The sequence below is a fragment of the Burkholderia cepacia complex sp. TUM26381 genome, from assembly GCF_057439935.1.
The window spans coordinates 1,931,813-1,955,438 of sequence record NZ_CM172006.1 but is presented as its reverse complement, the minus strand read 5'-3'; the positions used below and the strand labels follow the sequence as shown (position 1 = coordinate 1,955,438).

Annotated in this window: 21 protein-coding genes; 12 read left to right on the top strand and 9 right to left on the bottom strand. The window is 67.8% G+C overall.

Going from position 1 to position 23,626, the window contains the following annotated elements; translation table 11 throughout:
• Positions 1–16: 16 nt before the first annotated feature.
• Together ACWMMN_RS09125 and ACWMMN_RS09120 are read left to right on the top strand one after the other, a co-directional pair.
• Positions 17–1,207 (top strand): NAD(P)H-dependent flavin oxidoreductase, encoded by a 1,191-nt coding sequence (locus ACWMMN_RS09125; RefSeq protein WP_486422594.1) that lies wholly within the window; start codon positions 17–19, stop codon positions 1,205–1,207.
• 65 nt (positions 1,208–1,272) lie between these two features.
• Positions 1,273–1,914 carry an OmpW/AlkL family protein gene (locus ACWMMN_RS09120; protein WP_059234081.1) on the top strand — a complete coding sequence of 214 codons (642 nt, stop codon included), beginning with the start codon at positions 1,273–1,275 and terminating at the stop codon, positions 1,912–1,914.
• Between the two features lie 73 nt (positions 1,915–1,987).
• Here the strand turns inward: ACWMMN_RS09120 and ACWMMN_RS09115 are convergent, their stop codons facing one another.
• On the bottom strand, positions 1,988–2,191 hold the full coding sequence (locus tag ACWMMN_RS09115; RefSeq protein ID WP_059234082.1) for a DUF1289 domain-containing protein: 204 nt from the start codon (positions 2,189–2,191) through the stop codon (positions 1,988–1,990).
• A gap of 409 nt (positions 2,192–2,600) precedes the next feature.
• Between ACWMMN_RS09115 and ACWMMN_RS09110 the strand changes: the two genes are divergently transcribed.
• From ACWMMN_RS09110 to ACWMMN_RS09095, 4 genes are all read left to right on the top strand, one after another.
• A complete protein-coding gene (locus ACWMMN_RS09110; protein WP_174991540.1) occupies positions 2,601–3,695 on the top strand; it encodes a polyamine ABC transporter substrate-binding protein in 1,095 nt (364 codons plus the stop codon).
• 86 nt (positions 3,696–3,781) lie between these two features.
• Complete coding sequence (locus ACWMMN_RS09105) at positions 3,782–4,942, top strand: ABC transporter ATP-binding protein (protein WP_034186810.1); 1,161 nt, start codon at positions 3,782–3,784, stop codon at positions 4,940–4,942.
• Positions 4,939–5,865 (top strand): ABC transporter permease subunit, encoded by a 927-nt coding sequence (locus tag ACWMMN_RS09100; protein ID WP_059234084.1) that lies wholly within the window; start codon positions 4,939–4,941, stop codon positions 5,863–5,865. The genes ACWMMN_RS09105 and ACWMMN_RS09100 overlap by 4 nt, the downstream gene beginning before the upstream one ends.
• The gene (locus tag ACWMMN_RS09095) at positions 5,862–6,683 is read left to right on the top strand and encodes an ABC transporter permease subunit (protein ID WP_059234085.1); all 822 of its coding nucleotides are present in this window, start codon (positions 5,862–5,864) and stop codon (positions 6,681–6,683) included. Before ACWMMN_RS09100 ends, ACWMMN_RS09095 begins: the two co-directional genes overlap by 4 nt.
• A gap of 99 nt (positions 6,684–6,782) precedes the next feature.
• Here the strand turns inward: ACWMMN_RS09095 and ACWMMN_RS09090 are convergent, their stop codons facing one another.
• From ACWMMN_RS09090 to ACWMMN_RS09080, 3 genes are read right to left on the bottom strand one after another with little or no spacing between them, the layout of a single operon-like run.
• Positions 6,783–7,589, bottom strand: coding sequence for a sulfite exporter TauE/SafE family protein (locus ACWMMN_RS09090; protein ID WP_059234086.1), 807 nt, complete (start codon positions 7,587–7,589; stop codon positions 6,783–6,785).
• Positions 7,590–7,607: 18 nt separating this feature from the next.
• Positions 7,608–9,275 (bottom strand): bifunctional protein tyrosine phosphatase family protein/NAD(P)/FAD-dependent oxidoreductase, encoded by a 1,668-nt coding sequence (locus ACWMMN_RS09085; RefSeq protein ID WP_486422593.1) that lies wholly within the window; start codon positions 9,273–9,275, stop codon positions 7,608–7,610.
• A 34-nt stretch (positions 9,276–9,309) separates the two neighbouring features.
• The gene (locus ACWMMN_RS09080; RefSeq protein WP_407045085.1) at positions 9,310–10,221 is read right to left on the bottom strand and encodes an MBL fold metallo-hydrolase; all 912 of its coding nucleotides are present in this window, start codon (positions 10,219–10,221) and stop codon (positions 9,310–9,312) included.
• Positions 10,222–10,448: 227 nt separating this feature from the next.
• On the opposite strand from ACWMMN_RS09080, the gene ACWMMN_RS09075 reads away from it, so the two are divergent.
• The 5 genes from ACWMMN_RS09075 (at position 10,449) to ACWMMN_RS09055 (ending at position 14,022) form a co-directional block, all read left to right on the top strand.
• Positions 10,449–11,831 carry a sigma-54 interaction domain-containing protein gene (locus ACWMMN_RS09075; protein WP_256084920.1) on the top strand — a complete coding sequence of 461 codons (1,383 nt, stop codon included), beginning with the start codon at positions 10,449–10,451 and terminating at the stop codon, positions 11,829–11,831.
• Positions 11,832–11,907: 76 nt separating this feature from the next.
• Positions 11,908–12,435: a M949_RS01915 family surface polysaccharide biosynthesis protein gene (locus ACWMMN_RS09070; protein ID WP_486422592.1), complete on the top strand. Its 528-nt coding sequence runs from the start codon at positions 11,908–11,910 to the stop codon at positions 12,433–12,435.
• A gap of 156 nt (positions 12,436–12,591) precedes the next feature.
• Positions 12,592–13,152: a DUF2975 domain-containing protein gene (locus tag ACWMMN_RS09065; protein WP_059234090.1), complete on the top strand. Its 561-nt coding sequence runs from the start codon at positions 12,592–12,594 to the stop codon at positions 13,150–13,152.
• An 8-nt stretch (positions 13,153–13,160) separates the two neighbouring features.
• On the top strand, positions 13,161–13,385 hold the full coding sequence (locus ACWMMN_RS09060; protein ID WP_256084919.1) for a helix-turn-helix domain-containing protein: 225 nt from the start codon (positions 13,161–13,163) through the stop codon (positions 13,383–13,385).
• The gene (locus ACWMMN_RS09055; protein ID WP_486422591.1) at positions 13,360–14,022 is read left to right on the top strand and encodes a hypothetical protein; all 663 of its coding nucleotides are present in this window, start codon (positions 13,360–13,362) and stop codon (positions 14,020–14,022) included. Before ACWMMN_RS09060 ends, ACWMMN_RS09055 begins: the two co-directional genes overlap by 26 nt.
• A 54-nt stretch (positions 14,023–14,076) precedes the next feature.
• On the opposite strand, the gene ACWMMN_RS09050 is transcribed toward ACWMMN_RS09055, so the two are convergent.
• From ACWMMN_RS09050 to ACWMMN_RS09035, 4 genes are all read right to left on the bottom strand, one after another.
• Positions 14,077–15,105, bottom strand: coding sequence for a MerR family transcriptional regulator (locus ACWMMN_RS09050; RefSeq protein ID WP_059234093.1), 1,029 nt, complete (start codon positions 15,103–15,105; stop codon positions 14,077–14,079).
• Between the two features lie 126 nt (positions 15,106–15,231).
• The gene (locus ACWMMN_RS09045) at positions 15,232–16,797 is read right to left on the bottom strand and encodes an efflux transporter outer membrane subunit (protein WP_486422590.1); all 1,566 of its coding nucleotides are present in this window, start codon (positions 16,795–16,797) and stop codon (positions 15,232–15,234) included.
• A gap of 2 nt (positions 16,798–16,799) precedes the next feature.
• Complete coding sequence (locus ACWMMN_RS09040) at positions 16,800–19,949, bottom strand: efflux RND transporter permease subunit (protein ID WP_059234095.1); 3,150 nt, start codon at positions 19,947–19,949, stop codon at positions 16,800–16,802.
• The gene (locus ACWMMN_RS09035; RefSeq protein WP_059234096.1) at positions 19,946–21,055 is read right to left on the bottom strand and encodes an efflux RND transporter periplasmic adaptor subunit; all 1,110 of its coding nucleotides are present in this window, start codon (positions 21,053–21,055) and stop codon (positions 19,946–19,948) included. Before ACWMMN_RS09035 ends, ACWMMN_RS09040 begins: the two co-directional genes overlap by 4 nt.
• A 178-nt stretch (positions 21,056–21,233) precedes the next feature.
• Between ACWMMN_RS09035 and ACWMMN_RS09030 the strand changes: the two genes are divergently transcribed.
• On the top strand, positions 21,234–21,854 hold the full coding sequence (locus ACWMMN_RS09030) for a TetR/AcrR family transcriptional regulator (protein ID WP_059234097.1): 621 nt from the start codon (positions 21,234–21,236) through the stop codon (positions 21,852–21,854).
• A 27-nt stretch (positions 21,855–21,881) separates the two neighbouring features.
• Here the strand turns inward: ACWMMN_RS09030 and ACWMMN_RS09025 are convergent, their stop codons facing one another.
• Positions 21,882–23,615, bottom strand: coding sequence for a ClcB-like voltage-gated chloride channel protein (locus tag ACWMMN_RS09025; protein WP_486423221.1), 1,734 nt, complete (start codon positions 23,613–23,615; stop codon positions 21,882–21,884).
• Positions 23,616–23,626 lie beyond the last annotated feature (11 nt).

Here is a 23,626-nt window from a genome sequence, read left to right as displayed (position 1 = left end):
TCCGACGAGGTTTCAGATGACCGTACGCAATTCCTTTCCGCCGCTGACGATTCGCGGCCGCACCTTGCTGCCTGTCGTGCAGGGCGGCATGGGCGTCGGCATCTCCGCACACCGGCTGGCCGGCAGCGTCGCGCGCGAAGGCGCGGTCGGCACGATCGCGAGCATCGACCTGCGCCACCATCACGCGGACCTGCTGGCACGCTGCCGCGCGCAACCCGATCGCGCGACGCTCGAAGCCGCGAACCTCGACGCGCTCGCCCGCGAGATCCGTCTCGCGAAGACTTACAGCGAAGGGCGCGGGATGATCGCGGTCAACGTGATGAAGGCCGTGAGCGCGCACGCGGATTACGTGCGTGTCGCGTGCGACGAGGGCGCTGACGCGATCGTGATGGGCGCGGGCCTGCCGCTCGATCTGCCCGACCTCACGCAAGGACGCGACATCGCGCTGATCCCGATCCTGTCGGACAGCCGCGGGATCGCACTGGTGCTGAAGAAGTGGATGAAGAAAGGGCGCCTGCCCGATGCGATCGTGATCGAGCATCCGGCGCATGCGGGCGGCCACCTCGGCGTCACGCAGATCGACGACATGCACGACGGCCGCTTCGATTTCGCTCGCGTGCTGGACGAGACCGCACAGGTGATGGCGTCGCTCGGTCTCGCACGCGAAACGATTCCGCTGATCGTTGCGGGCGGGATCAACAGTCACGACACGGTGCGTGCAGCGTTCGCGGCCGGTGCAAACGGCGTGCAGGTCGGAACGCCGTTCGCGGTGACCGAAGAGGGCGATGCGCATCCGCATTTCAAGCGCGTGCTCGCCGATGCGACGCCCGACGACATCGTCGAATTCGTCAGCGTGACGGGGCTGCCCGCGCGGGCTGTGAAGACGCCGTGGCTCGATCGTTACCTGCGCAACGAGACGCGCATCCGGACCAAGCTCGGCGCACTGAAGCAGCGCTGCCCGACCGCGCTCGAATGCCTGAGCGTATGCGGTTTGCGCGACGGCATCGAGAAGTTCGGCCACTTCTGCATCGACACGCGGCTCGCGGCCGCGCTGCGCGGCGACGTCGCGAACGGGCTGTTCTTCCGTGGCCGCGAAGCGTTGCCGTTCGGCCGTGCGATCCGCAGCGTGCGCGATCTGCTCGACCTGCTGCTGACAGGCTGTCCGGCCGAGCCTGCGGCAAACCGCCCCACGTTTACGCTGGCTTGACCAATATCAAGATGGCGAAAAGACCCTACAGGGAGAATGGAAACCATTCTTTGGGGGTCCGTACCATGCATAAAACGATTCGAACTTGTGTCACCGCTGCCGCCGTCGCGGCAAGCCTCGTTGCGATGCCTTCGCTGTCGCACGCGGCATCGCCGGGCGACGGCATCAACCAGGGTGACGTACTGGTTCGGCTTCGCGCGATCAGCATCCAGCCGAACGAGCGCGCGAGCGACACGCTCGGCGCAATCAACACGGGCGTGAACAACGCGATCGTGCCGGAACTCGACTTCACGTACATGATCCGCGATTACCTTGGCGTCGAGCTGATCCTCGGCACGTCGCGGCACCAGATGACGTCGAGCCTCGGCAATCTCGGCGGCGTGGGCGTGCTGCCGCCGACGCTGCTGCTGCAGTATCACTTCAACCATGCGGGCAAGGTGCGCCCGTACGTCGGCGCCGGGTTGAACTACACGTACTTCTACAACAACGGGCTCAACGTCGGCGGGCAGGGCGTGTCGATCAACAAGAGCAGCTTCGGCCCCGCATTGCAGTTCGGCGTGGACGTGCAGGTGACGAAGAAGGTGTTCATGAACGTCGACGTGAAGAAGATCTGGATGAGCACCGATGCGACGCTGGGCGACAAGGGCATCGGCACGCTGCACATCGATCCGTTGATCGTCGGCGTGGGCGTCGGGATGAAGTTCTGACGCGACGGGAATAGAACAGAGTTGGGGTTGGCGGCATGGCGGTCGGCATGCCGCTTTTTTTTGCGCGGCCGGTTTACAGCTTGTCGTACTGGAAGCGCATCGCGGTGCCTTCGCGTGTGATGCGTTCCCACACCGCATGTTTTTCGTCGTCGCTCAGGAACACCCAGTTCGACACTTCGGCGGCCGTGCGGCCGCAGCCCTTGCAGACTTCGTCGAAGAGGGTCGAGCACACGCCGATGCAGGGGCTGTCGGGCAGGTCGTGGAGATTGGAGGCCATTGGAAGGGTTCGCGCAGTTGAATCGTCAGCCGCCATTTTAATCCATCGCGGCGGCCGGCTCGGGCGGTGGCGCCGGCATGCTGTCCCGGTGCGGGAGCGTGACAGTACGGCGGGCCGTCCGGCGCAGGTGCCGGACGGCCCGCGCACGCAGTTTCGCCGCTGCCCGTTTTTCCCGGTGGACAGCGGCCGATTACCCGATAAAATTCCCCCGGAACACCCCGCCGCACGGGCGGCCCGACGGGCCAGTGGCGGGAATCTGTTCCGTTTGCGCGACACCGGCATGATTTTTTTGTGACGGGGCGCGAATGATGGTAGTTTTCGGGGTTTTCGAGGGGCGGCGCGCCAGAATGCGCCGCCGTGACGAGGCAGACGGCAGCCGGGCAACGCGTCCGGCCGGAGGGAGATCGGGATGAAAGCAAAGGTAGTGGGCCGGTTCGCAGCGCTCGCGCTGTGCGTGGGTGCGTCGGCGGCAGCGGCGAAGGATACGCAGCTCAATGTCTATAACTGGTCGGACTACATTGCGAAGGACACGATCCCGAACTTCGAGAAACAGACGGGCGTCAAGGTCCGCTACGACAACTACGACAGCGACGACACGCTGCAGGCGAAGCTGCTGACGGGCAGCTCGGGCTACGACATCGTCGTGCCGACCAGCAACTACGCGGGCAAGCAGATCGCCGCCGGCATCTTCGCGCCGCTCGACAAGTCGAAGCTGCCGAACCTCAAGTACCTCGATCCGCAACTGATGGCGCTCGTCGCCGGCGCCGATCCGGGCAACAAGTTCTCGGTGCCCTGGGCGTACGGCACGACCGGTCTCGCATACAACCTGACGAAGGCGCAGCAGGCGCTCGGCAAGGTGCCGCTCGACAACTGGGACATCCTGTTCAAGCCGGAAAACATCTCGAAGCTGAAGACCTGCGGCGTGTCGGTGCTCGACGCGCCCGACCAGATGTTCGCGGCGACGCTGCACTACATCGGCAAGGATCCGATGAGCACGAACCCGGCCGACTACAAGGCCGCGATGGAAGTGCTGAAGAAGATCCGCCCGTACATTACGCAATTCAACTCGTCGGGCTACATCAACGACCTGGTCGGCGGCGACATCTGCTTCGCGTTCGGCTGGTCGGGCGACGTCGTGATCGCGAAGCATCGCGCGATCGAAGCGAAGAAGCCGTACAAGGTCGAGTACTACATTCCGAAGGGCGGCGCACCGGTGTGGTTCGACGTGATGGCGATCCCGAAGGACGCGAAGAACAAGGATGCCGCGCTGCAGTGGATCAACTACATCGAGGATCCGAAGGTGCACGCGGCGATCACGAACGCGGTGTACTACCCGAGCGCCAACGCCGAGGCCCGCAAGTACGTGCGGCCCGACGTCGCGAACGACCCGGCCGTCTACCCGCCGGCCGACGTCGTGAAGACGCTGTTCCTGCTCAAGCCGCTGCCGCCTGAAATCCAGCGTCTGCAGACGCGTCTGTGGACCGAGCTGAAGTCGGGCCGCTGACGCGAGCCGAAGTGAACCAGCAGTCATGAAGCCCCTGGTGCCCCCGGGGGCTTTGTTCGTCTAACGCAGGAGAGAAGCAGCACATCATGAATAGCCAGTCGGGTGCGCCGGTTGCGGGCGCGCCGTTCTCCGTTTCCTCCTCCGGCGCCGATGCGCGCGCCGAGAACTTTGTCCAGATCGTCGACGTCGTCAAGAAATTCGGCGACACCGAAGCCGTGCGCAGCGTCAACCTGACCGTGCGCCAGGGCGAGCTGTTCGCGCTGCTCGGCAGCTCGGGCTGCGGCAAGTCGACGTTGCTGCGGATGCTCGCGGGCCTCGAGACGGTCACGTCGGGCAAGATCCTGATCGACGGCGAGGACCTCGCGCAGATGCCGCCGTACAAGCGGCCCGTGAACATGATGTTCCAGTCGTACGCGCTGTTCCCGCACATGTCGGTCGAGTCGAACGTCGCGTTCGGGCTGAAGCAGGAAGGCACGCCGAAGGCCGAGCTGAAGGAGCGCGTCGCGTCGGCGCTCGAACTCGTGCAGATGAGCAAGTACGCGAAGCGCAAGCCGCATCAACTGTCCGGCGGCCAGCAGCAGCGCGTCGCGCTCGCGCGTTCGCTGGTCAAGCGCCCGAAGCTGCTGCTGCTCGACGAGCCGATGTCCGCGCTCGACAAGCAGATCCGCCAGCGCACGCAGATCGAGCTCGTCAACATCCTGAACAAGGTCGGCGTCACCTGCATCATGGTCACGCACGACCAGGAAGAAGCGATGACGATGGCCAACCGCCTCGCGGTGATGAGCGAAGGCCAGATCGTGCAGATCGGCTCGCCGAACGAGGTGTACGAATACCCGAACAGCCGCTTCTCGGCCGAATTCATCGGCTCGACGAACCTGTTCGACGGCGTGACCGTCGAGGATGAACCCGACCACGTGTACATCGAATCGCCGGAGCTGCCGAGCCGGCTGTACGTGAGCCACGGGATCTCGGGCCCGCTCGGCATGCCGGTGACGGTGTCGGTGCGTCCCGAGCGGATCGCGCTCACGCGCAAGCCGCCCGAAGGCGCGTTCAACTGGGCGCGCGGCAGGATCAGCAACGTCGCGTACATGGGCGGCTATTCGCTGTATCACGTGAAGCTCGACGCGGGCAAGACGGTGATCGCGAACGTGTCGAGCCTCGCGATTTCCGAGCTCGACACGCCGGCGCTCGGCGACGAGATCTACGTGCGCTGGAGCGCGACGGCCGGCGTGGTGCTGACGTCATGACCGCGTTCAAGTCCCTGCTCGAGTGGCCGGTGCGGCGCTTCAACCTGACAGGCGCGTCGGCGGTCGTCGCCGGGCCGTTCACGTGGCTCGTGCTGTTCTTCCTCGTGCCGTTCGTGCTGGTCGTCAAGATCAGCTTCGCGGAGCTGCAGCTCGGTATCCCGCCGTACACGGAACTCGCGTCGTACACCGACGGCGTCGTGCACGTCGCGCTGAACCTGTCGCACTACGCGTTCCTGTTCACGGACAGCCTGTATTTCGCGACCTACGTGAACTCGGTGTGGGTGGCCGCGATCACGACGCTGCTGTGTCTGCTGGTCGGCTATCCGATGGCGTACTACATCGCGCGCTCGAATCCGGCGACCCGCAACCTGCTGATGATGGGCGTGATGCTGCCGTTCTGGACGTCGTTCCTGATCCGTGTGTACGCGTGGATCGGCATCCTGAAGAACAACGGGCTGCTGAACAACTTCCTGATGTGGATCGGCCTGACGCACACGCCGATCGAGCTGTACCGCACGAACTACGCGGTGTACATCGGGATGGTGTATTCGTACCTGCCGTTCCTCGTGATGCCGCTGTACGCACACCTCGTGAAAATGGACCTGCGCCTGCTCGAAGCCGCGTACGACCTCGGCGCGAAGCCGTGGAAGGCGTTCGTGCAGATCACGCTGCCGCTGTCGAAGAACGGGATCATCGCGGGCTGCCTGCTGGTGTTCATCCCGGCGGTCGGCGAGTATGTGATTCCGGAGCTGCTCGGCGGCGCGAATACGCTGATGATCGGCCGCGTGATGTGGAACGAGTTCTTCAACAACGCAGACTGGCCGATGGCGTCGGCGGTGACCTGCGCGATGGTGTTGCTGCTGCTCGTGCCGATGGCGATGTTCCAGCACTTCCAGGCGAAGGAACAGGGAGGCCGTCGATGAAGCCGAATCGCTATCTGCAGTTCGCGGCGCTGTTTGCCGGCTTCGCGTTCCTGTACATCCCGATCCTCAGCCTGATCGTCTATTCGTTCAACGAGTCGAAGCTCGTCACCGTGTGGTCGGGTTTCTCGTTCCGCTGGTACGCCGCGCTCGTGCAGGACGACGAGCTGCTGACGGCCGCCTGGCTGTCGCTGAAGATCGGCGTGCTGACCGCGTTCGCGTCGGTGTTCATCGGCACGTGGGCCGGTTTCGTGCTCGCCCGGATGGGGCGCTTTCGCGGCTTCGCGCTGTTCAGCGGGATGATCAACGCGCCGCTCGTGATCCCCGAGGTGATCCAGGGGATCTCGCTGCTGCTGCTGTTCATCGAGCTGGCGAAATGGATCGGCTGGCCGGCCGAGCGCGGCGTGTTCACGATCTGGCTCGGCCACGTGATGCTGTGCATCTCGTACGTCGCGATCATCGTGCAGTCGCGCGTGCGCGAGCTGAACCCGTCGCTGGAAGAAGCCGCGCTCGATCTCGGCGCGACGCCGCTGAAGGTGTTCTTCACGATCACGCTGCCGCTGATCTCGCAGGCGCTGATCGCGGGCTGGCTGCTGTCGTTCACGCTGTCGATCGACGACCTCGTGCTGTCGGCGTTCCTGTCGGGCCCCGGCTCGACAACGCTGCCGCTCGTCGTGTTCTCGCGCGTGCGTCTCGGCCTGAACCCGGAGATGAACGCGCTCGCGACGCTGTTCATCGTTGCGGTGACGGCCGGCGTCGTGATCGCGAACTTCGTGATGTTGCGTCAGGAGCGCAAGCGGATGGCGGGGCTCGCGGCCTGACGCTCAGGTTGTTGCAGCCACAATGAAAAATGCCCGGTGCCGACGACGAGTCGGGCCGGGCGTTTTGTCTGGCGGCGCGGATCGGCGGCGGCCGATGGCTTACGCGCCGAACGCCGCTTTCGCCAGCAGCCCGAGCGCAACACACACGAGCACGGCCGCGAAACCGGCCTGCACGTGCCGCGCGGCGAGGTGGCGCGACGCGCCGCGACCGGCGGCCATGCCGAGCGCGGTCGCGACGGTGAACCACAGCGTCACGTCGAGCGGCGCGCGCGTGCCGGACACGAGCGTCGCGAGCACGCCGCCGGTACCGACCAGCGCGATCACCATCAGCGACGTCGCGACCACACCGTGCATCGACACGTTCGTGAACTTGCGCAGCATCGGCACGATCACGAAGCCGCCGCCGACGCCGAGCAACCCCGTCATCAGGCCCGTCATCGCGCCGGTCGACGCCAGCGCGACACCGACCGGCCAGGACCACACGAGCCGGCCCGTATCGGGGTTCACGCGGCCGACGCACAGCGGCGATGCTTCCGCGTCGACGGGCCCGTGCCGCAGCGCCTGCCGCAGCAGGCGGCCGGCGACGACCAGCATCGTCAGCGCGAACAGCGTGAGCAGCAGGCGCTGCGGCAGGAGGTGTGCGAGCCGCACGCCGAGCGTGGTCAACGGCACGCCGGCCACGGCCATCAGCAGTGCCGCACGATAGCGCACGAGCCCGCGGCGGAAGCCTTCGAGCGCGCCGAGCGCGGCGCTGCCCGCGACCGCGACGAGGGCGACGGGCGTGGCCTGCTGCATCGGCCAGCTCATCCCGACGACGAGCGCGGGCACCGCGAGAATGCCGCCGCCGGCGCCGGTCAGGCCGAGCACGGCGCCGACGAAGCCGCCGAGTACGAGGGAAATCAGCATGACGTCATCGGGCTCCGGTCAACGTGCGACGGCGGGCTTCGCGAGCCACTCGCGGCCCTTGAGCATCGCCTTCCAGTAGAGCGGCGGCAGCACGCGTTCCTTGAGCAGCCACGCGAGCCGCGACGGGCGCTTGCCGTCGATCAGCCACGCGGGGAAGGTCGGCGCGACCTTGCCGCCGTACAGGAATTCGGCGAGCACGATCTTGCCGCGCTCGACGGTGAGCGGGCATGAGCCGTAGCCGTCGTATGCGGCATCGCCCTGGGCGCGGCCGAGCGACGCGAGCAGGTTGTGCGCGACGACGGGCGCCTGCTTGCGGGCGGCCGCGGCCGTTTTCGCATTGGTCGTGTTGGTGACGTCGCCGAGCGCGTAGATGTCCGGAAAGTGCTTGTGCCGCAGTGTTGCCGGATCGACGTCGATCCAGCCGGCCGCGTCGGCGAGCGGGCTCGACCGCACGAAATCGGGTGCCTTCTGCGGCGGCACCACGTGGATCATGTCGAACGCACGCACGACGGTTTCCTTGCCGCCGTCCGGCAGCGCGCGCACGAACGTCGCCTGGCGCGCGGGGCCGTCGATCGCAACGAGGTGGTGGCCGAACGACAGCGCGATGTCGTAGCTTTTCACGTACTCCATCAGCGCAGGCACGTAGTCGGCCACGCCGAACAGCGCGCCGCCCGCATTCAGGAACTCGACGTTCGCGGCTTCGAGACGGCCCGCGCGCCGCCAGTGGTCGCACGACAGGTACATCGCCTTTTGCGGCGCGCCCGCGCACTTGATCGGCATCGGCGGCTGCGTGAAGAGCGCATTGCCGCCGCGGAACGCGCGCACGAGCTCCCACGTGTACGGCGCGAGATCGTAGCGGTAGTTCGACGTGACGCCGTTGCGGCCGAGCGTGTCGGCGAGGCCGTCGATCGCCTGCCAGTCGAGCTTGAGCCCCGGGCACACGACCAGCTTGCGATAGCCGATGCGGCGGCAGCCGTCGAGCACGATCGCGTGCGCGTCGGGTTCGAAGCCCGCGACGGCGGCCTGGATCCGGTGCACGCCGCGCGGCAGCACGTCGGTCATCCGGCGTGCGGTGGTCTCGGGCTGGAACACGCCCGCCCCGACCATCGTCCAGCCCGGCTGGTAGTAATGGACGTCGGCCGGATCGATCACCGCGATGTCGAGCGACGCGTCGCGTGCGAGCAGGCTCGATGCGACCGCGATGCCGGCCGCGCCCGCGCCGACGATCACGATGTCGTGCCGAGCATCCACGGCCGGCGCGCCCTGGTGGCCGCCCTGCGCGACACGCGACGCGATCGGGCTCAGGTCGTAGCCGGCCGCGCCGGCCGTCGCGACGATGTCGTTCAGCGGATGCAGCCCCGCTTGCGACAACGCCCACAGCGTGGCCGAGCGCGTGCCGCTTCGGCAGTAAGCGAGCACGGGCCCGTCGAGCGATGCGACGAGCGCGCCGAACTGCGCGGCCTGGTCGTCGGTCACCTTGCCGGTATCGACCGGCAGGTAATGCACGTCGATGCCTAGCGGCGCGGCGGCCGCGCGGATCTCGGTGACGGTCGGCTGGTCGGCGCCTTCGCCGTCGGGCCGGTTGCAGATGATCGCGCGGATACCGGCCGCGTGAAGCGCGGGCAGGTCGGCCGCCGCGATCTGCGGCGAGACCGACAGCGCGTCGGTCAGCTTGCGGATGGTCATGTCGGGGTTCTCCGGATGGGGCGGGGCGTGCGGCTCAGATCGCGTCGAGCGGGATCTTCAGGTAGCGCACGCCGTTGTTCTCGGGTTCGGGCAGGTGGCCGGCGCGCATGTTGACCTGCACGGACGGCAGCATCAGCACGGGCATGTCGAGCGTCGCGTCGCGCGCGGTACGCATCGCGACGAAATCGTCCTCGGTCACGCCGTCCTTCACGTGCACGTTCGCGCGGCGCTGCTCGGCGACGGTCGTCACGAACTGCACGTCGCGGCCGCCCGGCTGATAGTCGTGGCACAGGTACAGGCGCGTGTCGGGCGGCAGCGCGAGCACGCGCGCGATCGAGCGGTACAGCGTGCGCGCATCGCCGCCGGGGAAGTCGCAGCGGGCCGTGCCGTAGTCGGGCATGAACAGCGTGTCGCCGACGAACGCCGCGCGCTGCGTCGCGTCGTCGACGCAGTAGGTCATGCACGCGGGTGTGTGGCCCGGCGTATGCAGCGCGCGGATCGTCAGCGCGCCGAGCGCGAGCGTGTCGCCGTCGTCGACGAGCCGGTCGAACTGGCGGCCGTCTTCCACGAAGCCGGAGCCCGCGTTGAACAGCGTGCCGAACACGCGCTGCACGCGGCGCACGTGCGAACCGATTGCAATCCGGCCGCCGACCCGTACCTTCAGGTACGGCGCGGCCGACAGGTGGTCGGCATGCACGTGCGTTTCCAGCAGCCAGTGCACGGTCGCGCCCAGTTCGGCGACGCGGGCGATCAGCCGGTCGGCGCTGGCGGTGCGCGTGCGGCCGGATCTCGGGTCGTAGTCGAGCACGCTGTCGATCAGCGCGCACGCGCGGCTCGCCGTATCGAGCAGGAGATAGCTGACGGTGTGGGTCGCAGGGTCGAAAAAGCCTTCGACCGACAGGGCGGGGGCATTGCTCACGGGGGTGTCCTCGATCGGGTTCTGCATCGGCAATCGGGATCTTTGACTCAAGAAGCGTGCCAGCCTGCGGCGCAGCCCCGGCCGATGTGCCAGGGACTTGATTCAGCGCGGGTTTTCGGGGCGCGGACGGCGCCGTGACGTTGTTGGCGGTATCGGGTTGCAGGCGATGTCTGCCACAACTGGCAGTGTCGTGGCAGAATTGGCAGTCTGCCTGGCAGTCCGTCCAGGCGCCTCTTTACCGAGCGAGCCGCCGCATGAATCCGCACGACACCATCCCGATCGTTCCCGTGCCGCATCGCGACGCGATGCCCGACGTGCGCGCGCTCGTCGCGTATCTCGAGCAGGACCCGCAACCGATGATCGTCGTCGATCCCGACTACCGCATCCTCGCGGCAAACGATGCGTACCGGCGCCAGTTCGGTGTAGCAGGCGTCGAGCATGTGGGTCGGCACTGCTTCCAGGTTTCGCATCACTACGACGTGCCGTGCGACCAGGCCGGCGAGCATTGCCCGATGAAGCAGGCGCTCGAATCGCGCGGGCTGAACCGCGTGCTGCACATCCATCACACGCCGCGTGGCCCCGAGCACGTTGACGTCGAGCTGCGGCCGATCTTCGACGCGGACGGCAACGTGATCGCGTATGTCGAGCGGCTGACCACGGTGCGCAGTGCGTCCGCGCAGCCGAGCGCGGAAGGGCTCGTCGGCGGCGCCGATGCGTTCAATGCGGCGCTCGGCGCGTTGCAGCGCGTCGCGCCGTCGACGCTGCCGGTGCTGCTGCTCGGCGAATCGGGCACCGGCAAGGAACTGTTCGCCCGCGCGCTGCACGAGGCGAGCGATCGCGCGATGGGGCCGTTCGTCGTCGTCGATTGCTCGGGGATCGCCGAGTCGCTGTTCGAGAGCGAACTGTTCGGCTACGAGAAGGGCGCGTTCACGGGCGCGAACCAGCGCAAGCCGGGCCTCGTCGAAACCGCGCAGGGCGGCACGCTGTTTCTCGACGAGATCGGCGACGTGCCGCTGCCGATGCAGGTGAAGCTGCTGCGGCTGATCGAATCGGGCACGTTCCGGCGAGTCGGCGGCGTCGAGGCGCTGCGCGCGGATTTCCGGCTCGTCGCGGCCACGCACAAGCCGCTGCGCGAGATGATCGACGACGGCCGGTTCCGGCAGGATCTCTACTACCGGATCAACGCATTTCCGATTCCGCTGCCGGCGCTGCGCGAACGGCAGGGCGATGTCGCGCTGCTGGCCGAATCGATCCTGCGGCGCATCGCGAACGCGCGCGGCAAGGCGGGCGACGCGAGTGCGCGGCCGTTCGTGCTGACCGAGCGCGCGCGTGCGTGTCTCGATGCATACGCATGGCCCGGCAACATCCGCGAGCTGCGCAACGTGCTCGAGCGCGCGTGCCTGTTCGCGGACGACGGGACGATCCGCGTCGAGCATCTGCCGGCCGAGCTCGTCGCGGCCGCGGCGGCGCCGCAGGATCGTACGGCGGACGCGCGAAGCGTGTCCGACGCGGAGCTCGTGCGTATCGCGCGTACGTTCGACGGCACGCGCAAGGCGCTCGCCGGGCAGCTCGGGTTGAGCGAGCGGACGCTGTACCGGCGGATGAAGGCGCTCGGGCTCGGCACGCGCGATCGGTGAACGGGCATGTCGCGCGCGGCTGGCTACGGCACGCGGCTTTGCCGATAATGCGCGTTCGATTTCAACGCCTTTACCGATGAAAAAACGCTTCCTTCCGCGTTGCCTGTTGCTCGCCGCCGCCACGCTTTGCAACCCGGCTCAGGCCGCCGACTACACGTGGACCGATGCGGCCGGCGCGCACGCGGTGACGCTCGCCAGAACCGCGTCCGGCGACGACGTCGAGCTCAAGGTGTCCGCGACGCTCGACGGCCGGCCGGACTGGACCGTGCGCGATTACGTGAAGGAATGCCCGGTCGACGTGATCCTCGACGTCGTGCCGAAGTCGATCGAAATGCGCGACCTGCTCGGCAACGGGCACAAGCAGTTCCTGTTCGCGTACAAGATCGGCTGCCGCGGCGATATCAGCGCCGATCAGATGAAATACTTCCTGATCGACGCCGGCACGAAATACGTGCTGCGCGGCGAGGAAACCGTGACGGTCAAGGGCAAGCTCATGGACGGCGGCGCGGCGCCCGTGCCGAATGCGGACCTGAAGGCACAGCCTGTGTTTCTGCGCTACATGACGAAGCGCTGGCGCGGGATCAGCGTGCGGAATTACGACTAGGCGGCCGCACGGCCGTTGCGCGCGATACGGCCGGGGTGGCGCGGGCATGAGCATGCAGCACAATAAAAAATCACGGCAAGACAACAATTAATTATCGTTTTACGATAATTATCGACGTACAATCGACGCTCGTTCATTCGTCGTCGAGGTCATGCCATGCATTCCGATCGTATCGCCCGTATCAGCCAGCAGATGGCCACCGTCACGCTGGGTTTCATCGTCGGCATGATGGTGCTGAACGCCGCTTGCTGGCTGTTTCCGTCGCTGAGCGCGGCCTCGGGGCCCGGTTTCGTGTTCGGTCTCACGGATTCGGTGCTGACGAACCTGCGTGTGGACGTTGCCGCGTTCCCGTGGTGGCAAAAGGCAGTCGGCATCGTGTTGTCGAGCGTCCCGCTCGTCGCGCTGGCAAACGGGCTCCGGCATCTGCGCGCGCTGTTCCGCACGTATGCGCGGCGCGACTACTTCTCCGCACGGGCCGCCGGCCATCTCGGCAAGACGGGGCGGGCGATCGGTCTGTGGGTGGTGCTGAGCCTGGTGTGCGAGCCGCTTCTGAGCGTGTGGGCGACGCTGCGCGAACCGGTCGGCCATCGCGTGATCAGCATCGGCTTCACCATGCCGTACGTGGTCGCGCTGTTCACGGCCGCCTGCATTGCGGTCATCGCGCACATTCTGCGGCAGGCGAGCGAGCTCGACGCCGAGCATCGGCAATTCGTCTGAGGCGCGCGATGACGATCGTAGTCAAGCTCGACGTGATGCTCGCGACCCGCAAGGTCCGCTCGAAGGATCTGGCCGCGGCCGTCGGCATCACCGAACAGAATCTGTCGCTGCTCAAGCAGGGGAAGGTGAAGGGCATCCGCTTCGCGACGCTCGAGGCGATCTGCCGCCATCTCGACTGCCAGCCCGGCGACCTGCTCGCGTTCAGCGATGACGGTGGCGGCGCGCCCGACTGACGCATCGCGGCCGCGCGGCGTCGGCGCTGCGGAGCGCGGTCGGCCGCGCATCGTCGCGCTGGCCGTTGCGGTGTCCGTGTCGATCCACCTGCTCGGATGGTTCGTGCTGCAACGGGGGGCGACGGCAACCGGCCGGAAAGCCGCGGCGCGGCCCCGGGTCGCGCTGCGCGTCGAGCTGATTCCCGCACGGCTGGCACCCGAGGCGATCGTGCGCGACGCCGTGTTGCCGACGAGGCCTTCGGCTTCGGCCGCAACGGCGCGCAGCGCGGCGCGTTCGCCCCGGGGTGAGCCGGGCGTTTTGTCCGTGCAAAGGGGGATGGGCGTCGGCGCAAGCGCGAACCGGAGCGACCACCATCAGGCGGTCACTGCAGGACCCGAAATCGACTGGCGCCGCGATCTGGGTGCGATCGGTGCGCGGCATGCCACGGCGCGCAGCCCTGCGCAGGCGGCGGTCGGTGCGCTGGGTGCGTCGTCGGGTGATCTGGCGCCGCGCAGTCGCACCGTCGACGAGCTCCTGGCCGGCGGCATGTCGGACGCCCGTCGCGCCGATTGCCGGAACGCCCACGCGAGTGCGGGCCTCCTCGCATTGCCGATGCTCGCACTGGATGCGGTGCGGGATACCGGCTGCAAATGGTGAAGCGGGCGGCAAGCGGGAATCCCGCCTGCCGCCCGCACTGTCACTGTCACCCGTTCAGCGCGCGGGCGCCAGCTGCGCCATCGCTTCGCGCACGAAACCGATCAGCGTCTCGTCGGTCCACGAATCCTTCGTCAGTGCCGGCTCGTTCACCAGTGCCTGGCGGAACTTCGCATGCGTGGCCGGATCGTGGCCCGCATAGCTGCAGAACAGCTCGAGCCAGCGCTGCGCGAGCGCGCGGCCCTGCGGCGAATCGGGCTTCGCGCCCGTCTCGATCGCGTCGCGCACGTCGCCCATCAGCTGCGGCCACTCCATCGCACGTTCACCGTAGTGCGCGCGCATGAAGCGGATCTCGTCCGGCGCGAGGTATTTCTCGAAGATCCGCATCTTCGTTTCCGACGACGCGCGCAGCACATAGTCGCGCAGCGCGGTCGAAATGCCGATCTTCGACTGCATCGCCGGTTCGTGCTCGTGCATCAGGTTCAGCTTCGCCAGCAGCCGCGGATCGTTGTTCGTGTCGCGCACGAGCAGCGCCATCCAGCGCGCGGCGAGCGTACGCGCGCGCTCGTCCTCGGCGGGCACGCCGGCTTCGTGCAACGCATGGACCTCGCCGACGAGCGCGATCCATTCCGCGTCGCCTGCCTGGCTTTTCCGGTACATCGGCATGCGCGCGAGTTCTTCCTCGGAGAAATATTTGTCGTACACGGTCATCAACTCCAGTGTGGTGAGCCAATCGGCCAGTTCCGGCTCCGTGCCCGCCGCGAGCTGCGCATGCAGGTTCACGAGCCGCTCGCGCAGCCGCGCGGTCTGCGCAAGCTGACGGTCGAGCAGCGCGATCTGCTTCGCGACGAGCTCGACGAGCGGGGTGCCGGGCTGGTTCAGGTGGTCGCCGATTTCGGTGAGCGACAGGCCGAAGCGACGCAACGCCTGGATCTGGTGGAGCCGGGCGATGTCGTGGCGGTCGTACAGCCGGTAGCCGTTGTCGGCGCGCGCCGAAGGCGTCAGCAGACCGATTGCGTGATAGTGATGAAGCGTGCGGACGGTCAGCCCGCTGCGTTTCGCCAGTTCTCCCACTTTCAGTCGCATTCGTTCCTCCGTTCGGTACGCACACTGGAGTCTCGAACGTTACGCTACGTGAGGGTCAAGCGGAAGATCGGCAATCTGCGACCGGCCGCGCGGGGGGGCTGCACGCGCGGCCGGTCGAGGGGCGGGTCATGGCGCCGAAGGCGCGGCGTCGGGCGTGGCGGCCTGTGCCTGCTGGCCGGTTGTGCTGTTGCCGGCGGAGTTGCCGGTTTGGCCGGCCTGGTCGTCCTTGCCGGCCGGCGGCGTGCCCATCGCCTGGTAAAGCCGCGCGGTATCCGCGAACCGCGCACCGGTCGCGCGGATCTCGTCGAGCCGCGCATTGCGGTACTGCAGCTCGCTCGCCCGTGCCGCCGACGGCGGCAGCGCGCCGAGCCGCACGCGGGCGGCCGCGTCGTCGTACGCGCCGCGCGCGGAAAGCGCGGCGCGCGACGACGCGTCGAGCGCTTCCGCATCGTGCTCGAGCGCCGCAAGCGAATCGGCGACGTTCTGGAATGCGCCGAGCACGGCCTGCTTGTACTGGTCAACCGCGGCCTCGTAGGTTGCCTTCGCCGCGCGGCGCTGCGCGAGCAGTGCGCCACCGTGGAAGATCGGCTGGCTCAGCGAGGCGCCGACGTTCCAGATCGCGCCGGCGCCCGACAGCATCGTCGGCCAACTGAAGCCGCCTTGGCCCATCGCCGCCGACAGCGACAGCTGCGGGAACATCTGCGCGGTCGCGAGGCCCACTTCGGCCGCGGCTGCCTTCAGCCCTGCATCGGCCGCCTGGATGTCGGGCCGGCTCTTCAGCAGGTCGGACGGCACGACGACGGGCACCTGTTCGGGCAGGTGCAGATCGGCGAGCGTGAGATCGGCCGGCGGCCGGTCGGGCGTGCGGCCGACCAGCACCGCGAGCGCATGGCGCGCCGAGTCGCGCTGCTGGCGCAGTGCGGGCAGGCTCGCCGCGAACGTGTCGGCGCTTTGCCGCGCGTTCAGCGCGTCGCTGCGGGACGCCGAGCCGAGCGCGTAGCGGCGTTCGGCATCGTGCGCCTGGTCGTTCGCGAGCGCGACGAGCCGCTCGGTCGTGTCGATCTGCGCGCCGAGCACCGACACGGTGATCGACGCGGTGACGATGTTCGCGGCCAGCGCGCGCCGCGCGGATTCGAGCTGGAACGCACTGACGTCGACGCGTTTCGCGAGCGCGCGGTTCGCGAAGCGCGACACGCCGAACAGGTCGATCGTGTAGCTCGCCTGCAGTTGCCCGACGAACGTGTCGTACAGCAGCGTCGGCGCGCCGAGCGCGGGAATCGGCACGCCGAGCGCACGCTGGCGCGTGGCCTGGCCGACCGCGTCGATCGACGGCAGCATCGAGCTGCCGATCTGTCCGCGCAGCTGTTCGCGCGCGGCATCCAGCGAATGCGATGCCGCACCGAGCGTCGGGCTGTTGCGCAGCCCTTCGTCGACGAGCGCATTCAGCGCATCGGAGCGGTACCGTTTCCACCAGTCGGGCACCGGCTGCGCACCGACTTCGAACTGTTGCGCGACACCTTGCGCGGATACGGTCTGCTGGACTTGCGGCACGGTGCCGTAGTGCGCGGGCGACGGCATCGCGGGCGGCTCGCCGCTCGGCGCGAACCACGCGCAGCCCGCGAGCGGGCCGGCGAGGCTTGCCGCCGCAAGCGCCCGCACGGCTTTCGTTTTCAGGTTCATCGATCGATTCATGGTCAGGCTCCCGACGGCGCGGCCGGCGTGCTGCCGCCTGGCGGCGGGCCGTCCTGCGGGTCGCGTTCGTCGCGCTTCACGCGGAACCACGTCGCGTACAGCGCAGGCAGGTAAAACAGCGTCAGCACGGTCGCACTCGTGATGCCGCCCATCAGCGCGGTCGCCATCGGCCCGAAGAAGTTCGAGCGCAGCAGCGGAATCAGCGCGAGCACGGCAGCCGCGGCCGTCAGCGTGATCGGGCGGAAGCGCCGCACGGTCGCGCCGATGATCGCGTCGATGCGGCCGTGGCCGACCGCAATGTCCTGCTCGATCTGGTCGACGAGGATCACCGAGTTGCGCATGATGATCCCGAACATCGCGATGACGCCGAGCATCGCGACGAAGCCGAACGGCTGGCCGAACAGCAGCAGCGTCGCGACCACGCCGATCAGCCCGAGCGGCGCGGTCAGCACGACCATCAGCACACGCGAGAAGCTCTGCAGCTGGATCATCAGCAGCGTGAACACGGCGATCGCCATCAGCGGCATCTGCGCGTTGATCGACTTCTGCGCCTTCGCGCTTTCCTCGACCGAGCCGCCGATGTTGATCTGATACCCGACTGGCAACTGCGCACGCAGCGCATTCAGCTTCGCGTCGACCGCATGGGTGACGTCGATGCCCTGTGCGCCGGCGCGCACGTCCGACTGCACGGTGATGGTCGGCTGGCGGTCGCGTTCCCACACGACGCCGTATTCGAGCGTCGGCTTGAAGCGGCCGAGCGAGCCGAGCGGCACGGGGCCGTTCGGCGTCGGCAGCGCGAGGCCCGCGAGCTTCGCCGGATCGACGCGATCGGCGCGCGGCGCGCGCAGGTCGACCGCGATCAGCTTGTCGCGCTCGCGGTACTGCGTGACGGTCGTGCCGGACAGCGTCATCGCGAGGAAGCTCGACACGTCCTGCGACGTGACGTTCAGCTCGCGCGCCTTTTTCTGGTCGATCTCGAAGCGCACCGAACGCTCGGCCGGCTCGTCCCAGTCGAACTGCACGTTGACCGTGCGCGCGTCGCCGCGCATCGTCGCCGCGACTTTCTCGGCGATCGAGCGGACCGTCGCGATGCTGTCGCCGCTCACGCGGAACTGCACCGGATAGCCGACCGGCGGGCCGTTTTCGAGCCGCGACAGGCGCCAGCGCACGGCCGGAAACTTGTCGCGCAGCGTGGTTTCGAGCCAGCTCGCGAGTTTCTCGCGATCCTCGACCGATTTCGCGGTGATCACGAACTGCGCGAAGTTCGGCAGTTGCAGCTGCTGGTCGAGCGGCAGGTAGAAGCGCGGCGCGCCGCTGCCGACGAAGTTCACCGAATGGTCGATCTCGGGGCGCTTGTCGATCACCTTCTCGAGGCGTTCGGTTTCGCGCAGCGTCGCCGCGAACGACGCGCCTTCGGGCAACCGCAGGTCGACCAGCAGCTCGGGCCGGTCGGAACTCGGGAAGAACTGCTGCGGCACCAGCGAGAAGCCCATCAGCGACACGACGAACAGCGCGCCGGTGATCAGCAGCACGACGACGCGCCGCTCGATGCACCAGTCGATCCAGCCGCGCAGCCGCCGGTAGAACCGTGTGTCGTAGATGTCGTGTTCGTGGTCGTCGGGCAGGTGCGCCTCATGCGCGTGCCGCTTGCGCTCCGGCAGCATGTGATAGCCGAGCAGAGGGATCAACACGACGGCCGCGAACCACGACGCGATCAGCGCGATCGCCGACACCTCGAAGATCGAGCGCGTGTATTCGCCGGTGCTCGATTTCGCGAGCGCGATCGGCAGGAAGCCCGACACGGTGACGAGCGTACCGGTCAGCATCGGGAACGCGGTACTCGTGTATGCGAACGCGGCGGCGCGCGCGCGGCTGTAACCCTGTTCGAGCTTCACGGCCATCATCTCGACCGCGATGATCGCGTCGTCGACGAGCAGCCCGAGCGCGAGCACCAGCGTGCCGAGCGAGACCTTGTGCAGCCCGATGTCGAACAGGTACATGAAGAGGGCGGTGACCGCGAGCACGACCGGAATCGAGATCACGACGACCATCCCGGTGCGCAGGCCGAGCGACACGAGGCTCACGACCAGCACGATCGCGACGGCTTCGGCGACGGCTTCGAGGAAGTCGTCGACCGAATGCGCGACCGCGTGCGGCATGCTCGACACCAGCGTCAGCTTGAGGCCGGCCGGCAGTTGCGCCTGCAGATCATTCGATTCGGCGTCGAGCGCCTTGCCGAGCCGGATCACGTCGCCGCCCGGTTGCATCGTGACGCCGATGCCGAGCACGGCTTTGCCGTTCGCGCGCATCTGCGTGACGGCCGGATCGTCGTAGCCGCGCTTCACGGTCGCGAGATCGCCGAGGCGGAACGTGCGGCCGTTGATGCGGATCGTCGTGTCGGCGATCGCGTCGACGTTGTCGAACTGGCCGCTCGGCCGCACGAACACGCGGTCGTCGGCGGTCGTCAGCACGCCGGTCGACGAGATGTCGTTCTGCGCGTTGATCGCCTGCCCGAGCTGCTGCGGCGAAATGCCGAGGCGCGTGAGCTGCGCGTTGTTCACCTCGATGAAGATCCGCTGGTCGGGGTCGCCGAAGTAGTCGACCTTGCCGACGCCCGGCACGCGCAGCAGCACGGTGCGCAACTGGTCCGCATAGTCGTGCAGTTGCGCGGGCGTGAAGCCGTCGCCTTCGAGCGTCCAGATGTTGGTGTAGACGTCGCCGAATTCGTCGTTGAAGAACGGGCCCTGCACGCCGGGCGGCAGCGTATAGCCGATGTCGCCGACTTTCTTGCGGATCTGGTACCAGGTTTCGGGCACGTCCTTCACCGGCGCCGAATCTTTCATCGTGAAGAAGATCAGCGATTCGCCGGGGCGCGAATAACTGCGCAGGAAGTCGATGGCGGGCGTTTCCTGCAGCTTGCGGCCGATCCGGTCGGTCACCTGTTCCTGCACCTGCCGCGCGGTCGCGCCGGGCCAGAACGTGCGGATCACCATCACGCGGAACGTGAACGGCGGATCTTCGGATTGGGCGAGCCGCGTGTACGCGAGGATGCCCGCGAGCGTCGCGAGCGCGATCAGGTAGACGACGAGCGCCTGGTGGCGCAACGCCCACGCCGACAGGTTGAAGCGGCCTTCTTCGTGGGGCGTACTCACGATGCGAAGTCCTCCGGATGCAGCGGCGCGATCGGTCGCACCTTCTCGCCCGCGCTGACCGTATGCACGCCCTGCAGCACGACGCGCTCGCCCGGCTGCAGCCCGTGCGACACGGTGACCGTGCGCTCGTTGAAGCGCGCGACGTCGACGCGGCGCAATTCGAGCGTGTCGTCCTTCGTGCGCACGACCCACACGGCCGGTTGCGCGCCGTCGTGGAACAGCGCGGTCGCGGGCAGCGTGATCGGCGCTGCGTCGCCGGCGGCCGGCGCGCCGTCGAGCGCGACGTTCGCGGTCATCCCGAGCCGGATTGCCGGATCGGGCGTGGCAAGCGTGAGCTTCACGCGATAGGTGCGGCTTTGCGGATCGGCGGCCGGCGCGATTTCGCGCACCTTCGCGGCGAACTGGCGGCCCGGCAGCGACGGCAGCGTGATGGTCGCCGCATGGCCGGGCGCAAGCGATGCAAGGGCGGCCTCGGGCACGTCGCTGACGACGTCGACGTCGCCCGACCACGCGAGCTGGTAGACCGGCTGGCCGGCCGACACGTTCTGGCCGGTGTCGGCCTGTTCGGCCGTGATGTAGCCCGCGTGATCGGCGACGAGCGTCGCGTAGCGGAGCTGGTTCTTCGCGAGTGCGAGCTGCTGTTGCGCCTGGTCGCGCTGCGCGAGCGCCGACGTGTAGCTGTTCTGGGTCTGTTCGAGCTGCGCGGCCGCGATCAGGTTTTCGCGGGCTTGCGCGCGATCGCGGTCGAGCTGCTGCTTCGCGAACGCGAGGCTGTGCGTCGCGGCGTCGAGCTGTGCCTGCGCGCTCACGGCGTTTTTCTCGACATCGGACGGGTCGAGCAGCGCGACGACCTGGCCGACCTTGACCGTATCGCCGAGGCGCACCTTGCGCTCGATGATCTTGCCGGCGATGCGGAACGACAGCGGGGTGGCGTAGCGCGGCTGGATGTCGCCGGGCAGCGTGCGCGCGGCCGCGGCGGTATCGGCCTGTGCGGGCAGCGCGACGACGGGGCGCGGGGCGGGTGGCGCGGATTCTTTCGGATGACAGGCGGCAAGGACGAGCGCGGCGCCGATCAGCAGCGCGGCGCGGGAACCGGAGCGATTCACGAAACCCCCAGATGAGGTGGAGCGGAACGAAGCCGGCAAGCGCGTCGGGCGCTTGCCCCAAGCAGCGCCGGCACGGGCGCGCGGACAACACATTCAGAAACTGTGGCGAATTCTAATACACACCTGTATCTGAATGCAAAGATGAATCCGAAAGGGAAAGGGTGCTAGACTGCGCGCCATGAAACCACAGCGCTTAACTCGCGAGCAGAGCAGGGACCAGACGCGCGAACGTCTGCTGAAAGCCGCGCATCGAATTTTTCTGAAGAAAGGCTATGTGGCCGCGAGCGTCGAGGACATCGCGGCAGCGGCCGGCTATACGCGCGGTGCGTTCTACTCGAACTTCCGCAGCAAGTCCGACCTGCTGCTGGAATTGCTGGAGCGCGATCACTCGGAGGTGCAGGCCGACTTCGAGGCGATTTTCGAAGGCGGCGGGTCGCGCGAGCAGATGGAATCGATGTCGCTCGCGTATTACCGCACGCTGTTTCGCGACGACGAATACTCGCTGTTGTGGGGGGAGGCGAAGCTGCAGGCGGCGCGCGACGCGAAGTTCCGCGTGCGTTTCAACCAGTTCCTGCACGGCAAGCGCGTGCAGATGGCCGAGTTCATCCAGCGCTTCGCCGAGCGCGCCGGCACGCCGCTGCTGCTGCCGGCCGACACGCTCGCGTTCGGGCTGATGTGCCTGTGCGATGGCGTGCAGTCGTACTACACGGCCGATCCGCAGCACGTCTCGGCCGACGTGGCCGAATCGGTACTCGCGGGGTTCTTCGCACGGGTCGTGCTGGGGCGTGCGCCGGACTGACCGGCGCAGCGGGGGTTGCGGCGCGCGTCAGCGCTCGCCGGTCATCCGCCGGTACGCGTCGAGCAGCGACGTCTTGTAGACGACACCCGCAAGCGTCGGCTCGGTTTCGCTTTCGATGACCGGCAGCCGTTCGCCCTGGAACGCCATGAAGCGTTCGAGCGCGGTGGCGAGCGGCATGTCGGGCGTGAGGAGCGGAAACGGCGTATGCGCGTAGTGCGCGGCCGTCTTGTCGGTCGTGTCACGCTTGTCGAGCAGGTCCGACGTGATGTCCTTCAGCGCGACCGCACCGCGGAAGCGCCCGGCTTCGTCGGTCACGTACAGGTACTTCACCGGATATTCGAGAAACACGCGCGTCATGTCGGCAACGCTCGCCGTGAGCGGGACGACCGTCTGCGCGGGCTGGATCAGCGCGCGCATCTGCGTGGTGCGCAGCCGCAGCCGCTCCTGCGCGTCCTGGTAGTGATGCTGCGTGATCTCGTACATCGACGTCGTGCCCGTTGCACGCGCGACGAAGTACGCGAACACGCACGACACCAGCAGCGGCAGCACGACCTGGTAGCTCAGCGTCATCTCGAAGATCATCAGGATCGCCATCAGCGGCGCCTGCGTGGCGCCCGCCATGAACGCGCCCATCCCGACGATCGCATATGCGAAATACGCGGACGTATGGCCGGGCCACACGGCTTCCATCGCGAGCCCGAACAGCGAGCCGAACACCGCGCCGACGAACAGCGTCGGCGTGAACACGCCGCCGATCGCACCCGAGCCGACCGTGGCGGAGGTTGCGATCACCTTGAACACGAGCACTGCGACCAGCGCCTGCCAGGTCCACGGCGAATGCAGGATCTGGTTCACGACGCTGTAGCCGTTGCCCCATACGTCCGGGGTCCACACCGAGATCACGCCGACGACGAGGCCGCCGAGCGCGAGCCGCACGGGCAACGGCACCGGCAGCCGCTTGAACTGGTTCTTCGACGCATCGAGCAGGTGCAGGAACTGCGGCGCGAGCACGCCGCACAGCGCGCCGAGCACGACGAACAGCAGGACTTCGGGGCCCGTGACGGCCGGAAACACCGGCATCTCGTACGGCGGCCGGTAGCCGGCGAATTCGCGCATCACGATGTTCGCGACGACCGACGCGACGACCATCGGCCCGAAGCTTTCCATCGCGATCGTGCCGAGCACGATTTCCGACACGAAGAACGCGCCGGCGATCGGCGCGTTGTAAGCGGACGTGATGCCGGCAGCGGCGCCGCAGGCGACCAGCAGGCGCAGGCGCGGCGGGTCGAAGTGCACGAAGCGGCCGACGAGCGACGCGGCGAGCGCCGCGAGCTGCACCATCGGGCCTTCGCGGCCGATCGAGCCGCCGCTGCCGATCGTCAGCAGCGACGACACGCTGCGCCACAGGCTCTGCCGCACGGGCACGACGCCGTTGCCGAGCGCGACCGATTCCATGTAGTCGGTCTTGGCGGCCTGCTTGTCGCCGCGGGTCGCCAGCAGCAGCACGCAGCCGGCGAGGAAGCCGCCTGCCGCCGGCATCCAGAACCGCACGTACCACGGCAGGCTCTTGGCCATCTGCACGAAGCTGCCGCTGTGCCCCGAGATCAGGTGCTGCATCAGGTCGATGCCTTCGCGGAACGCCATCGTGGCAAAGGCGCCGCCGACGCCGACGATGGCCGACCAGATCAGCATCGTATGGGCGTCCGACAGGCGGAACAGCTTTTGGGCGCGTGTGCGCAGCGTCAGCAGGAACGAGAGCACGGCTGAAAGAG

Excerpts from the sequence above, each read along its gene's own strand:
- ACWMMN_RS09030 (WP_059234097.1), top strand. The coding sequence starts at position 21,234 with ATGAAACCACAGCGCTTAACTCGCGAGCAGAGCAGGGACCAGACGCGC.
- ACWMMN_RS09070 (WP_486422592.1), top strand. The coding sequence starts at position 11,908 with ATGAAAAAACGCTTCCTTCCGCGTTGCCTGTTGCTCGCCGCCGCCACG.
- ACWMMN_RS09060 (WP_256084919.1), top strand. The coding sequence starts at position 13,161 with ATGACGATCGTAGTCAAGCTCGACGTGATGCTCGCGACCCGCAAGGTC.
- ACWMMN_RS09090 (WP_059234086.1), bottom strand. The coding sequence starts at position 7,589 with ATGCTGATTTCCCTCGTACTCGGCGGCTTCGTCGGCGCCGTGCTCGGC.
- ACWMMN_RS09045 (WP_486422590.1), bottom strand. The coding sequence starts at position 16,797 with ATGAATCGATCGATGAACCTGAAAACGAAAGCCGTGCGGGCGCTTGCG.
- ACWMMN_RS09105 (WP_034186810.1), top strand. The coding sequence starts at position 3,782 with ATGAATAGCCAGTCGGGTGCGCCGGTTGCGGGCGCGCCGTTCTCCGTT.
- ACWMMN_RS09080 (WP_407045085.1), bottom strand. The coding sequence starts at position 10,221 with ATGCAGAACCCGATCGAGGACACCCCCGTGAGCAATGCCCCCGCCCTG.
- ACWMMN_RS09110 (WP_174991540.1), top strand. The coding sequence starts at position 2,601 with ATGAAAGCAAAGGTAGTGGGCCGGTTCGCAGCGCTCGCGCTGTGCGTG.
- ACWMMN_RS09115 (WP_059234082.1), bottom strand. The coding sequence starts at position 2,191 with ATGGCCTCCAATCTCCACGACCTGCCCGACAGCCCCTGCATCGGCGTG.
- ACWMMN_RS09075 (WP_256084920.1), top strand. The coding sequence starts at position 10,449 with ATGAATCCGCACGACACCATCCCGATCGTTCCCGTGCCGCATCGCGAC.
- ACWMMN_RS09065 (WP_059234090.1), top strand. The coding sequence starts at position 12,592 with ATGCATTCCGATCGTATCGCCCGTATCAGCCAGCAGATGGCCACCGTC.
- ACWMMN_RS09055 (WP_486422591.1), top strand. The coding sequence starts at position 13,360 with ATGACGGTGGCGGCGCGCCCGACTGACGCATCGCGGCCGCGCGGCGTC.
- ACWMMN_RS09120 (WP_059234081.1), top strand. The coding sequence starts at position 1,273 with ATGCATAAAACGATTCGAACTTGTGTCACCGCTGCCGCCGTCGCGGCA.
- ACWMMN_RS09085 (WP_486422593.1), bottom strand. The coding sequence starts at position 9,275 with ATGACCATCCGCAAGCTGACCGACGCGCTGTCGGTCTCGCCGCAGATC.
- ACWMMN_RS09125 (WP_486422594.1), top strand. The coding sequence starts at position 17 with ATGACCGTACGCAATTCCTTTCCGCCGCTGACGATTCGCGGCCGCACC.
- ACWMMN_RS09100 (WP_059234084.1), top strand. The coding sequence starts at position 4,939 with ATGACCGCGTTCAAGTCCCTGCTCGAGTGGCCGGTGCGGCGCTTCAAC.
- ACWMMN_RS09095 (WP_059234085.1), top strand. The coding sequence starts at position 5,862 with ATGAAGCCGAATCGCTATCTGCAGTTCGCGGCGCTGTTTGCCGGCTTC.
- ACWMMN_RS09050 (WP_059234093.1), bottom strand. The coding sequence starts at position 15,105 with ATGCGACTGAAAGTGGGAGAACTGGCGAAACGCAGCGGGCTGACCGTC.